Origin of the sequence: Saltatorellus ferox (assembly GCA_007751475.1) — a bacterium.
GTDB lineage: Bacteria > Planctomycetota > UBA1135 > UBA1135.
In genome coordinates this window covers 4,533,084-4,545,634 of sequence record CP036434.1, presented here as the reverse complement: position 1 = coordinate 4,545,634, position 12,551 = coordinate 4,533,084, and the positions used below count along the sequence as shown (strand labels likewise).

Sequence of the window (12,551 nt, the reverse complement as noted above, 5' to 3'; positions counted from 1 at the left end):
TCTGCGCCACAGAATGCGGTTTCGCGAGTGCCGTCAGGATTCGCGCTCGCAAGGCGCGCCGGACCCCCCATGGTTTGATGCCATTGGGGTTTGGCGCAACGCCGTGAGCGCGGATCCTGGCGGTGCTCGCGGAATCGCATTCTGTGGCGCAGACTCCTAGCGCCTCACATCGGAGGCAATTCTCTCAAGGGTCTGCCCGGACGGCCCGAAGACAGCGGTGAGATAGCGCCTTCGTATCAGGCAAGATGTCTCCACGATGAACCAACCCACAGGAGCCGAGGACGCCAGCGACATCGATCCACTCTTGATGTCGCTGAGCGAGGATGGTGACCACGGTCCGTCCCTGGACTCCGTGGGACCCATAGGGACGCTGCTGGTGCTCGGCGGAGGCGCGATGCGCGGCATGGCGCATATCGGCGTCCTGCGCGCGATCGACGCGCTCGGCATCAAGATCGACGCGATCGTCGGCACGAGCATCGGATCGCTCATCGGCGCGATGGTCGCCGGGAATTCGACGACCGCAGAGATCGAAGAGCGGCTGCCAGGGCTCGCCAAGGACGACTACTTTCGCCTCAACCTGACGAAGTTCCTTCGGAAGGGACTTCGCGCTCCGAGCATGTACAGCGGAAATACTTTCCGTCGTAGCCTCGAGAAGCTGATCAAGGCGGAGACGTTCGACGATTTGAAGATGCCGTTCTACTGCAACGCCGTGTGCCTGGAGACCCGGGGGCCGGCGTTCTTCGGCACGCGGGGGTTCCGGGACATCGGGCTGATCGACGCGGTCTACGGATCCTGCGCGCTGCCCGCCGTGTTCGAGCCACTGCGCTGGAAAGGCCGCCACTACATGGACGGGGGGATCACGGACGCGCTTCCGCTGCGGTTTGCGAAGCTTCTCCGGCCGGAGCGGATCATCGCGGTCGACCTGACGGTGAAGCCGAGTCATCGAGCGCCGCGCTACCGTCCGCACGCGATCTCCACGTTCTTTCGCGCCTTCGATATCGTCGAGAACGTGCTGACGGAGCAGATGCTTCACATGCACGTGACGCCGGAGGTTTGCCTGATTCAGCCGAAGCTCGTCGAGATGGAGCGGTTCGACTTCGACAGGATCGGCGAACTCGTCGAGGGCGGCGAGCGCGAGGCGTTCCGCGTCCTCACTTCGCATCCGTTGATGCGGGACCTGATCGATCCCGCAAAGTTTTCCGATGGCGCGGCCTGTCCCGTCTCGCCGCCGGAGTTCGTGAGTCTGCATCTGGATCCAGCGGTGTGCATCGGCTGCTCGATGTGCGAGATGACGTGTGAGACGGGTGGTTTCTCGGGGCGCGGCAAGATCGCGACCGTGCTCAAGCCGGACAACTACGAGTGCACTCGCGATCAGGCCTGCGTGCGCTGCTGCCCGACCGGCGCGATCCGGCTGGGCAATCTGTAGGCGAGCCGCAGGCTTCGAGCCTCGGGATCCGAGTTCTAGGGGTCCTCCCTCAAGGTCAGGGGAGGCAGCTGGTCGATACGCGAGAAGCAAGGCTTCTACCGCGACTCTCCCGGGTCGCCGGGAAGCTCCCCATTGATCAGACCCCGTTCGGGCCTCACCGGGCCCACCCCAGGCGCTGCGCCTCCCTCGCACGCCGGATCCCCGTACTACCGATGGCTCAACCATTTTCGAGCGTCTCCGCGCGCGTTCTCCCTTTCGCTCTGGGCGCGGCTCTCTTCGTTTCCGCCTGTTCCAGCTCGTCCGAGGACGGCTCGGGCGGCGGGGACGGTACCCCGGCCGCCGTGGTCCAGAACCTGACCGTGGATCCGAACGGCCGTACCGTCACGGTCGACGTGACCGGCGCGCGGGGAACGATCACCTCCGCTTCCGTCGAGGCGTCGGGGGGGCAGATGGCCGTGAGCGTGGTGCGAACAGGAAGCTCGATCGCGGTCGGCTTCGACCAGCGCGTCACCCCGGACCACCAGGTGCGACTCCTCGGCGTTCCGGGCGTGAACAGCGGCTGGCGCGACGTGACGACTTCGGACAGTCGGGTCCCGCAGTTGACGGTGCTCTCCGCGACCCAGGACACCTCCGACGACGAACTCGGGGGCGACACCATCCAGGTGGCGTTCTACAGCGGTCCGCGCGTCGTCGAGAGTCAGGTCACGGATCTCGATAGCTGGAAGATCACCGTGGGCGGCTTGATCATGAACCTGACCGGCTCGGTGATCGACTTCGATCCGGCCACGCAGGTCGCCGAGCTGACTTTGGGCCCGCTCGCGAACCTTCACCAGGACTTCACCGTTCGGGTCGAGGCAGAGTCCGTCGCGGCCGTCGCCGTGAACCCGGCCGCCGTGGGGGGGATCGCCACCGGTGATACCACTCCACCGGCGCTCGAGGGAAGCTCGCCCGTGACGCAGAACCTGGTCGTGTCCGCGTCCGGCGATGAGTACGGCCGGGTCGTCGAGTTCACGTTCAACGAGCCCATCAGCCCCGTCTTCGGCGCGCAGCCCTACAACTTCTCGGTCGTCGATCACCCTGCCGCCGTCGGCATGACGTCGATCACCAGGGCTGCCGTCGTGCCTGGCAGTGACTCGACCGTTCGGGTGCACTTCAGTCGCCCCGTGGTGCCGGGCCTCGACCAGATCGAGATCGACGGAGTGGTCGATGCGCACGGCAACGCGTTCCCTGCGCAAAGCGTCCCGATCGCAGCCGGTAGCACCGTGGCGAACTCCTTTCAGAGCGTCGACTTCATCACCGAAGAGGGTCTGGAGAACGATGCCGTCGTGGCCGTTCTCGCCCAGGCGCTCGATCCGGATACGGCCGCCCTGTCCGACCGCTGGACCCTCGATGTCGGCGGCGTTGGTCCGGTGGATCTCTCCACGCAAGAGATCAGCTACGACCTCCTGACCAAGACGATTCGTATCGACCTCGACTTCGACGTCGTGAACGGAACGACGGCGGACCTCGCGTCCGTCGGCGGTATGGACATCGATGGCGAGGGCTTCACGGTCGCGGCGGCTCAGGTCTCGGCGGCGGGCGATTCCAGCGCGCCGCAGCTTCAGGGAATCACGCAGAACCGCGAGGTCGATATCGACGGTCGAACCGTCGACGTCCGCTTCACGGAGGACCTGGACGTGATGACGGCGACGAACGTGGGCAACTACACCTTCAGCCCCGCCATCGTCGTCCAGGGCGCGATGCTGGTCGATGGCTCCCTGGTGCGCCTCGAGCTCGCCGACGTCGCGATCCCCGGCGATGTCGTGCTGACCATCTCCCAGGCCGTGTCGGACCCTGCGGGCAATGACCTCGGTTCCGTCGTCGGTCCGGGGACCCTCACGTCGACGGACCAGACGCCGCCGTCGCCCATCGTCGCCGCAGCGCGCGCCATCGAGGGCCAGAACAACGACACGGTCACCGTGCTGTTCAACGACCAGCTCATCCAGAGCGAGGCCGAGGACGTCAACCACTGGACCCTGGAGTCGCCGGTCGGCAACGCGGTCGATCTCAGCCAGGCGACGATCACCTACGACGCGGGAATCCGCGTGGCCACGATCCTTCTGGGAGGCCCGAACGGATTCCCGCTCCTGAACACGGACGACTTCCAGGTCAGCGTGACGACCATGCGCGACCTCGGCGGCAACACCGTTCAGGCCACGCCGATTAACGGGTCCATCATCGCGGAGGGCCAGCGCCCTGCGCTCGAGGCCGCGTACGCGGTGCCCGCTGGAATCGGCGAGTTCGTCACCATTCGGTTCTCGGAGCCCATGAGGAACCTGGAGGACCTCTATGACGCCAGCTCGAATCCGGCCGGTGTCCGGTACGGCCAGGTCGACTCCGTGACGAGCGTCGAGACGTTCCCCGTAGCCGCGACGTCCCTCGACGGAGGTCTTGGCGTGCTCATCGAGTACGCTTCACCGATCGATCCCTCGGGGACGCTCAACGTGGTCGGCCTGACCGATCTGGCGGGCAACCTCCTCTTCCCGGTGCTGGGCCTGCCGATCGCGACCCAGCAGAACGCTCCGCCGGCCCAGTCCAGCGCCCCTGCGCTGACGGCGGACAGCGGGGTCGACAACGACTCGCTTCTCGTCCAGTTCTCCACGCCGATGTCCGGCTGGCGACTCCTCGAGCCTTCGCAGTACACGCTCCGTGAGACGGGCTCGGGAACGGTCATCGACCTGAGCCAGGCCAGGTTCACGCGCATCGGGCTCGACGCGGTTCAAGTGGAGCTTCGCGGTCCCACGCTTCCCGAGTTCGATGCGTCGCTCACCTACGACCTGGAGCTCAACGTGGACCCGAACGATCCGCTGCGCACCGAGCACGGCGTCGCGATCGGGGCACCCGATCTTGCGGCGAGCGTCAGCGTCTCGGGCGACGTGACCCAGGGACCGACCCAGGTCGGCAGCCTCGCCCTGATCGATCCGACGGACGCGAACTCCGCGATCGTCGTCTTCAGCGAGACCGTGGACATGCTGTCTGCACTCGATGCCGCTGGGTACACGTTCAACGGATCGACGGCCCTGTCGATCTCCGAGTACTCGGCTCGCGCGGTCCGCGCCACGTTCAACGTGCCCGTGACCCTGGGAGGAACGCTCGAGATTCAGAACACGGCCGCGGTCGATTCGGCGGGCAACCCCGCCGGAGGGCTGATCTCCTTGGCCGTGACCCAGGACACGACCGCGCCGTCGATCGCCGGGGTCTCCGCGAGCGTGGCTCCGGGCTTCGGCGGGGATCAGGTCGTGCTGACGTTCGACGAGGAACTCGACCCGGCCCAGGCAACGGATCGCTTCCGCTACACCTTGATGGCAGGCGGGCAGACGCTGCGCATCGCATCCGCCCTCTACTCCAGCAACGATTTCTCGGTGACGCTGGCCTGTGAGGACCTCGAAGACGGGGCGACGATCGAGGCTTCGGTCAACGGGGTGGGGGATCTTTCGGGCAACGTTCCCGTGGGGGCCCTGTCGGACTCCGCCATGGCGACCGGCGATAGTGACGCCCCGCAGATCGCGACGGCCTACGTGAATCTCGCCGCCAACGCCTCGGGTCGGGTCATCGACGTGCTGTTCAGTGAAAGCATCGATACAAGCTTCGTGGACGACTCGTATCGCTGGAGCACCAACGCCTTCAGCTCCGTACTCGGGGTGGAGGTCCTCGCCCCTGACCACGTGCAGGTGCTCGTCGACGTGCCGCTCCTGTCCTCCGACGAACTGATCCTCGCGCCCGGGCTCGAGGACCCTGCAGGCAACCAGGCTCCGGAGCTCAGCGTCGATCCGATCGAGTAGTCGAGCCGTGGAGTCAGCCGCGCTGAACTCCACTCGTGATGCACGGGCGAGCGCCCACCTGGAAACCGATTCCAGGTGGGCGCTCGCATGTCCCGGGTCGTCGTCCCGTATCGGTACGGGGCGAGTGCAGGACCGCTCGCGATGGCGCGAGAAGACCTCCCGTAGTTCGGATTCGCTTTCAGATGAATCCGCGCGAAGAACGATACACAAGGGTCGGAGCGAGCTTTTCGCTCCGAAAACACTGCCTCAGTTCCATGATCAGAGACCTCCGTTTCGACGAAATTGAGCGCGCCGACAAGCGTCGTCGCCTCGTCAGGCTCGTGGTGGGTTGCCTGCTGGTTTCCACAGCCGGTTCCTACCTCGTGAGCCGCGAGATCAAGATTCGCGAAGAGCACCGTGCCCTCCCCGAAGCTCAGCTAGGTGACCTCTCATCGCTCAGGATGCGCCACGCGGCCATCGAGTCGATGCTGGCGAAACACCATGTCTGGACTGGCGCCTTCTCCGCGCGAGAGGAACTGGACGACCTCGTCGTCTCGATCCACCAGCAGGAGACGACCCTGGCCAGGCTGGAGGCGAAGAAAGCCGAGGAGGAGAAGCGTCTTCTCGAAGAGGCGGAGTCGGCTCGTGTGCGTGCCTATGTCTTCGTCGAGCGCCGTCAGTACGATCTGGCCCTCAACTCGCTGCAGCGCGCGCTCGAGATGGCCGACTCGCTGGGCGACGGCGCTTTCCCGGGGGGCTCCTGGGAGCATCGGGACAGGATCCTGATCGACATCCATGAACTGCAGGGCCTTCTCGCAGAAGAAGGCAAGGTCCGGTGAGAGCCTTCTTCGAGATGTTCTCCACGCGTCGTGGCCGTATTCGGCGCGCGATGCGAGCTCTGGGGCGAGATGCGAGCACGGCGAACTACGTGACGCTGGCCAAGGAGCATGCGGCCCTGGGTGAACCGGCGAACGTGCTTCGTGTTTGCCGCGAAGGCCTCGAGCTGCACCCGGAGAGCGCAGAGCTGCAGCGACTGGCGCAGCTCGCCCGCGAACTTCACCAGGAGCAGCGGCTTCAGGAGCTCCACAGGGAGCTCGAGAGTGCCCCGCGCTCTGCGGTTTTCCGGGAGCTCTGCGAGCTTCTGCTGGAGAACGGCGACGCACAGCCCGCGCTCGAGGCGGCTTCGCGCTGGCGCACCCTCACGGACGACCCCGAGTCTGTCTACTACGTGGCGGCTGCTCACGCTGAGTTCTTCTTCGACGGGCGGCGAAGCCGTGACGGTTTGCTCGCCTTCCAGCTGGCCGGCGAGTCCGCCAAGCAGCTCCCGAAGGACAAGCGACCCCTGCGCCTTCAGTTCGAGATCGCCCGGCGCTGCGGTGCCTGGGAGGACGCGCGCAAGTCGCTGGCACGCCTGCTGGAGCTGATGCCCGGCAACCCGCTTCTCGAGGCGCGTTTCCGCCGCGTCCTTTCCAACTGCGCGCACTCGAAGCCGCTGCCGCGCGCTCTGACCGAGGTCGAGCGCTCCGGACGCTTCGTGGACGACGAGCCCGAGGAAACCGGTTCCTTCGATCGTGAGTCGCTGCGCCCCACGCTCAAGAAGCTCGCCGCGCGCCCCGAGGTGCACGTCGCCTTCTTCCTGCGTGGCAACACGGCCCTCGTTCAAGGCGCCCACGGCCCGACGGCCGACCGGACGGCCCGCGCCGTCCGTGAGGTCCTTCAGGTCAGCCGCAGCTCGGCCAGGCGCATGGCGCTCGGTCGCGCGATCGAAATTCGAGCGGAGGGTTCATTCGGCGCACTCGTGCTGAAGCCCGGGAAGCTCGGAACCGCAGCCGTCTGGGCCTCTCAGATCCCGCGCGGCGGGGTCGAAGATCTCATGGATGAACTCAACGGTGAAATCAGTCCGGGAGCCGCGGCATGATGCACGACATTCTTCAGCCGCTCACGGTTCAGCCCGGCGTCAAGCAGGCGGCCGTGATCTCGGCCGACGGCGTACCCGTCTGCGTCTTGGAGCGCTCGTCGATGGCGAACGGCCAGTTCGTCGACTGCACGAACTCGAGCCAGGCTTCCCTCGAAGGCCAGCGCATCGATCCCGCTTCGCTCGTGGCTCTTGCCGCGAGCTGGGTAGATGACGTGATGCGGGCGGGCGGACAGATCGCGTGGGAGCTTCCCAAGCGATTCGTTCTCGCGGCCAGCCAGGGGACGCTCCTCGTCCAACAGGGACCGAACGCCCACGTGATGGTGGTCATCGAGCCCGACTGCGATACCGGTGCGTTCTCGCTTCCGCTGGAAGCGGCGGTCGAGCGACTCCACCGGCTACTGCGCGACCTCGGTCGCTTCGATCCTGACCAGAACGCGGCCGCACTACCGCGGCCCGTTCCGGGCACGGGGCCCATGGCGGCCCCTTCCATCGACGCATACGCGGCGGGCTCCAGCCCTGCGAGCGTCATGTTCACAGACCAGGCTCCGGCCGGCGGTTCGCCCGCATCCGGTTCCTATCGACCCCAACCCGGCACTACGGCGCACGACAGCTCCCAAGGAAATCACTGAGATGGTTCAGATCAACTTCGCTCAAAAGAGCGTGACGGTGAAAATCGTCTACTACGGCCCCGGTATGTCCGGGAAGACGACCAACCTGGAGATCGTTCACCAGCGGGCCCCCGAGGCGAACAAGGGGGACCTTACGAGCATCTCCACGGACGGTGATCGCACGCTGTTCTTCGACTTCATGCCCCTGGATCTCGGCACCGTCGCAGGCATGCGCACCCAGTTCCAGATCTACACGGTGCCTGGACAGGTCTACTACAACTCGACGCGTAAGCTCGTGCTGCAGGGCGTCGACGGGGTCATCTTCGTCGCCGACTCCAGCGCGTCGATGCTCGAGGAGAACCTGGAGTCCCTCTCCAACCTCGCCGAGAACCTCATCGAGTACGGCAAGGACATCGAGGAGATCCCGATCGTCATCCAGTACAACAAGCGCGACCTGCCGGACGCGATGACGGTGGAAGAGCTGGAACGTCACCTCAACCCGCGGGGCGCCCCCTCGTTCGAGGCGATGGCGAACTCGGGACACGGTGTATTCCCGACGCTCAAGTCGCTGGCTGCCCGCGTGCTGGACTCGATCCACGAGCAAACGGGTGCGTCGGGTGCACAGGGTGTAGCGGCTCCGAAGCCAGCTGCCCCCAGGCCAGCCCAGGCGCCTGCGGCCCAGGCTCCTGCAGGCCCAGCTCCGGTTCCGCTGTCCGCTCCGGCGGCCCAGCCGGCTGCGGCGACTCCTTTCGGACAGGCACCGGCAGCTCAGCCCCAGCCAGGAATGCAGCCCGGAATGCAGCCGATGCATGCACAGCAGCCCGCGGCGCCGATTCCGGCTCCGCAGCAGCCTGCGCCACTGGCCATGCCGGCTCCCTTTCCGGTTCACGCACAGGCTGAGTCGGTGCAGCAGCAGCAGCAGCAGCAGGTATCGATGAGCCCCGTGGCACCTGGCCCGATGCCCGCCAGCCCGATGCCTGTCGCTCCGATGGAGGGTGGACTCGAGCACTCGGCTCCTCAGTTCCAGCAGCAGCAGCAGCCGCAGGCTTCTGGTCTTCGGATGGCGGACCCTGTGCCACACACCGTTCCCTTGGGTCATCAGCCCCCGGCGGCACCGACGCACTCGCAGGCACCTCCAGCGCCCGTGAGCCCGATGCAGCCTGCACCCGTGCAGAATCAGCAGCAGCAGCGTCCTGCCTACGGTTCTCCCGCGGGGACAGCACCGCGCCCCATGGCTCCGGCGGGTTCCGCACCGGCTCCGCGCGCCGCGGCTGCCGCTCCTGCGGGTCGCCTTCGTCCGCGTGCCTCAGCTGCCGCTGCGGCTGCAGGTTCTGGCTCGGGGAGCAACTCCAAGGGCGCACTCGTCACGGCGATCGTGGTGATCGCGGCACTCGCCGCTGGCATCGCGATCGGCGGCACTGTCTTCAACCTGATCTGATCGGAGGTTCGACCCATGAGGATCTCTGACGAAAAACTGAGGAGCGACCGCCTCGTCTTCTATGAACAGGACGTTGGCCGGCTGGACGGGGAGCTTGACGGCTTCCTCGAGTTCGCGGGCGCACGCTGTGCCCTGCTCGTGGATCGCGAGGGGCACCTCGTGACTCGCCGCGGCGATTCCGCTGGCAGCAACATGGAGGCGCTTTCCGCCCTGATGGCTGGCTCCTTCGCCGCGACTCGCGAGATCGCCCACATCCTCGGTGAGGAAGCGTTCACGACGCTCTCGCACCAGGGCGCGCACCAGAGCATTCAGGTCTCCATCGTTGGAGAGCGGACCTTGCTTGCGGTGGTGTGGGACGAGCGAAGCAACCTCGGGCTCGTGCGATTCTACGCGCAGGAGACGACGAAGCGACTCGAGCGCATCTTCACCGACATCGCCGAGCGGCCACCGGGCGAGAACGATCACATCCAGCTGGCTGAAGGGTACTCCGGAGAAGCAGCGGCCGTGCTCGACGAGCTCTTCTGATCACGCGCGTTGCGACACGACAAGCTGAGCCGAGCGGACGGAAACGTTCGCTCGGCTCACTTTTTTTGAGCGAACTTCGTCGTTGTGCTCGCAGCGTAAGTCATTGATCTTCCGAGGCTTGTGCAAGTCGCCGGCGCGCGCTCGACGTTCGCTCGGGAAAACACTTCGGATTCCACTCTGGATTTGGGTCAGCTAGCACTGATTCGTGTCGAAAGACACACCGATGTCGTGGTTTCCCCCTCGCTGCTGCTCCGCAGTCGCGGGACACCCCCCAGGGTCCACCCGACCCAAGGAGAACCACTCAAATGGCAAAGAAGAAAGCCACGCGCAAGAAGGCGACCAAGAAGGCAGCCCACGAAGAAGAAGAAGGCCACCAAGAAGAAGGCTACTCGCAAGAAGGCCACGAAGAAGAAGGCCACCAAGAAGAAGGCCACTCGCAAGAAAGCCACCAAGAAGAAGGCTACTCGCAAGAAGGCTACCAAGAAGAAGGCCACCAAGAAGAAGGCCACTCGCCGCCGCTAGTCGCGTCGGTGGTGCTCTAGCGGACCCGCCGCAGTCGATCTCTCTCCTTCCCTTCCTTGAATGGCCTCGGTCATGGGGAGCGCGAACGTGAGGATCGTCCCCTCTGCTGCGGGGCGTTCCGGCTCCTGAAGTCGGACGGCAGCGCGCCTCCGGGACAGTTCAAGACCGCCTCGCGGTTCTTGGCTTCCGGGTAGACCAGGCGCATCGCCTGGGCCACCTATGCGCTGCGCGCCGAAAGGCCCACGGGTCGGCCCGCTCGCACCTCTTCCACTCTTCGACAACTTGAACAGAGCCCCGAACTGCTCCTTGGTGTGGAGGCAGGACCCGGAAGCTCGGTGAATACGACAAGAGCCATGCTCCCCGAATGGGGGCATGGCTCTTCCTTTTGCGCGCCAGGAATGTGCGCCACAGGATGCAGTTTCCGTGTCCTGCGCAGGTGCGTGCGGCCCGTGGGACCGTAGCTCCTACTCGGTTTCCGGGAGTTCGAGGCGGGGGAACATGGCGACGATTTCGCCCAGGGGGGTGCCTGCCCGGAGCGTCCGCCAGGTCTCTGCCCGTGGAAGACCCGGTGCCGGCTGGTCGAGGACCTGGCCCTGTTGACCCAGCATGCTCCAGAGTTCCTGCGCCTTGGTCGGCATGATCGGGGCCATCCAGCGGGCGGTCCACGACAGCCATTCGCACAGCGTGGCGAGGGACGACTCGCCCTTGACCGGGTCCTCCTTGCGGAGCGCCCAGGGTGCCATCTGGTCGATGAAGCGGTTTCCGACGGCTGCGTTCTGAACGATCGCTTCGGCGGCGCGCCGGAAGCGGAACGCGCGGATGTGCTCGACGGGGTCCTCGATCGCTCCGCACTCGTTCAGGATGCAGGCGTCCATCTCGGCGCGGTGGTCGTCGTGGATCGCGGGGATCTTGCCCTCCGCGTTCTTGTCGATGAACTTCAGGACGCGTTGAGCGAGATTGCCGATGGTGCCGGCCAGCGCGGTGTTCGCGGTCTGGATGAACAGCTCCATCGAGAACTCGGAGTCCGCCGTCTCGGGCATCGACGAGCAAAGGTAGAACCTGGTGACGTCGGCGCCGTACTGCTCCACGAAGTTCGGGATATCGAACGCGTTGCCCTCCGAGGTCGAGAACTTCCCGCCCTTCAGGTTGTAGAACTCGTTCGCGGGCACGTGAGCCGGGAGCACGTATCCATCCTTGGCCCCGTAGAGCATCGATGGGAACACCAGGCAGTGGAACGGGATGTTGTCCTTGCCGATGAAGTGGACGAGGCTCGTGTCCTCGGACTGCCACCAGTCCTTCCACGCGTCCGGCGTCCCGCGCTCGACCATCAGCTCCTTGGTGAAGCTGATGTAGCCGATCGGGGCATCGAACCAGACGTAGAGCACCTTGCCCTCGCCGCGCTCGCCGACGCTCGCGGGCAGCGAGACGCCCCACTTCATGTCCCGGGTGATCGCGCGCTCGGGAACGTCCTCCAGGAGGTTTTCGATGAACCCTGCGACGTTGCTCTTCCACTCGTGCCCCTTGATCCACGCGCCGATCTTCTCGTCCCGGAGCTTCGGGAGGTCCAGATACCAGTGGGTCGTGGAGCGGGTCTCGGGAGCGGTGCCGCAGATCTTGCAGCTCGGCTCCTTCAGCTTGAGCGGGTCGATCCAGGTGCCACAGCTCGGGCACTCGTCGCCGCGCGCAGGCGTATGTCCGCAGACGTAGCAGGTGCCCTGGACGTAGCGGTCGGCCAGGAACATCTCGTCGGTCGCGCAGTAGAGCTGGTCCGTCGTCCGCTCCTTGAGATAGCCGTTCGCGTCCAGGCGTTCGAAGAACTCCCGCGACAGATCGGCGTGGGGCGGGCTCGTGCTCGTCCCCGACACGATGTCGTAGCGAATGTCGAGGGCCGCGAAGGTCTCCCGCATCCGGGCGTTCCAGCCTGCGACGTACGATGCGTAGTCCTCTCCGGCCTTCTCGGCGGCGATGGTGATCGCCACGCCGTGGTCGTCCGAACCTGAGACAGCCAGGACGTCCTCGCCGGCCATGCGAAGGGCGCGGGTGTAGATATCGGCCGGCAGGTAGGCGCCAGCGATATGCCCGAAGTGGAGGGGGCCGTTGGCGTACAGAAGGGCGGAGGTGACGAGGGTACGGGACACGGCGGTGGTCGGTCGTGGGGGGGGGATAGGTCGGTCAGGATCGGGGCGGCTTTTGGTCGCGAACAGGTAGATTCGGAAGGCCGGATACCGGTTCTCGGTCCAGGAGCCTAAGCTCTTTGCCCCGGGATTCGAATTCCCAGAGCCCCAAACGCTCTCTTTCGAGCCCCGGCAGTCCT

The 12,551-nt window shown here is 65.8% G+C and carries 9 protein-coding genes; 8 read left to right on the top strand and 1 reads right to left on the bottom strand.

The genetic code is table 11. From position 1 onward, the window contains the following. The first annotated feature begins 256 nt into the window (after window positions 1-256). The 8 genes from Poly30_RS16245 to Poly30_RS28550 all read left to right on the top strand — a co-directional run bounded on the left by Poly30_RS16245 (window position 257) and on the right by Poly30_RS28550 (window position 10,257). Entirely contained in the window at window positions 257-1,426 is a 1,170-nt protein-coding gene (locus Poly30_RS16245) for a patatin-like phospholipase family protein (protein WP_145199302.1), read from the top strand. Window positions 1,427-1,638: 212 nt separating this feature from the next. Further along, window positions 1,639-5,247, top strand: a complete 3,609-nt coding sequence (locus tag Poly30_RS28560) for a hypothetical protein (RefSeq protein WP_419190258.1) — start codon at window positions 1,639-1,641, stop codon at window positions 5,245-5,247. Between the two features lie 254 nt (window positions 5,248-5,501). Beyond that, window positions 5,502-6,065 carry a hypothetical protein gene (locus Poly30_RS16235; RefSeq protein ID WP_145199300.1) on the top strand — a complete coding sequence of 188 codons (564 nt, stop codon included), beginning with the start codon at window positions 5,502-5,504 and terminating at the stop codon, window positions 6,063-6,065. 14 nt (window positions 6,066-6,079) lie between these two features. Further along, on the top strand, window positions 6,080-7,144 hold the full coding sequence (locus tag Poly30_RS16230; RefSeq protein WP_145199297.1) for a tetratricopeptide repeat protein: 1,065 nt from the start codon (window positions 6,080-6,082) through the stop codon (window positions 7,142-7,144). Beyond that, window positions 7,141-7,773 carry a roadblock/LC7 domain-containing protein gene (locus tag Poly30_RS16225; RefSeq protein ID WP_145199294.1) on the top strand — a complete coding sequence of 211 codons (633 nt, stop codon included), beginning with the start codon at window positions 7,141-7,143 and terminating at the stop codon, window positions 7,771-7,773. Before Poly30_RS16230 ends, Poly30_RS16225 begins: the two co-directional genes overlap by 4 nt. Window position 7,774: 1 nt before the next feature. After that, window positions 7,775-9,190, top strand: coding sequence for a GTP-binding protein (locus tag Poly30_RS28555; protein WP_419190257.1), 1,416 nt, complete (start codon window positions 7,775-7,777; stop codon window positions 9,188-9,190). A 15-nt stretch (window positions 9,191-9,205) separates the two neighbouring features. After that, the gene (locus tag Poly30_RS16215) at window positions 9,206-9,715 is read left to right on the top strand and encodes a roadblock/LC7 domain-containing protein (RefSeq protein ID WP_145199291.1); all 510 of its coding nucleotides are present in this window, start codon (window positions 9,206-9,208) and stop codon (window positions 9,713-9,715) included. Window positions 9,716-10,020: 305 nt separating this feature from the next. Further along, window positions 10,021-10,257 carry a hypothetical protein gene (locus Poly30_RS28550; protein WP_419190256.1) on the top strand — a complete coding sequence of 79 codons (237 nt, stop codon included), beginning with the start codon at window positions 10,021-10,023 and terminating at the stop codon, window positions 10,255-10,257. A gap of 444 nt (window positions 10,258-10,701) precedes the next feature. On the opposite strand, the gene metG is transcribed toward Poly30_RS28550, so the two are convergent. Continuing rightward, entirely contained in the window at window positions 10,702-12,375 is a 1,674-nt protein-coding gene (metG, locus tag Poly30_RS16205; protein WP_419190255.1) for a methionine--tRNA ligase, read from the bottom strand. Window positions 12,376-12,551 lie beyond the last annotated feature (176 nt).

What these genes read in the sequence shown, in the direction of transcription:
- Poly30_RS16245 (WP_145199302.1), top strand. Translation starts at nt 257, where the DNA reads ATGAACCAACCCACAGGAGCCGAGGACGCCAGCGACATCGATCCACTC.
- Poly30_RS28560 (WP_419190258.1), top strand. Translation starts at nt 1,639, where the DNA reads ATGGCTCAACCATTTTCGAGCGTCTCCGCGCGCGTTCTCCCTTTCGCT.
- Poly30_RS16235 (WP_145199300.1), top strand. Translation starts at nt 5,502, where the DNA reads ATGATCAGAGACCTCCGTTTCGACGAAATTGAGCGCGCCGACAAGCGT.
- Poly30_RS16230 (WP_145199297.1), top strand. Translation starts at nt 6,080, where the DNA reads ATGTTCTCCACGCGTCGTGGCCGTATTCGGCGCGCGATGCGAGCTCTG.
- Poly30_RS16225 (WP_145199294.1), top strand. Translation starts at nt 7,141, where the DNA reads ATGATGCACGACATTCTTCAGCCGCTCACGGTTCAGCCCGGCGTCAAG.
- Poly30_RS28555 (WP_419190257.1), top strand. Translation starts at nt 7,775, where the DNA reads ATGGTTCAGATCAACTTCGCTCAAAAGAGCGTGACGGTGAAAATCGTC.
- Poly30_RS16215 (WP_145199291.1), top strand. Translation starts at nt 9,206, where the DNA reads ATGAGGATCTCTGACGAAAAACTGAGGAGCGACCGCCTCGTCTTCTAT.
- Poly30_RS28550 (WP_419190256.1), top strand. Translation starts at nt 10,021, where the DNA reads ATGGCAAAGAAGAAAGCCACGCGCAAGAAGGCGACCAAGAAGGCAGCC.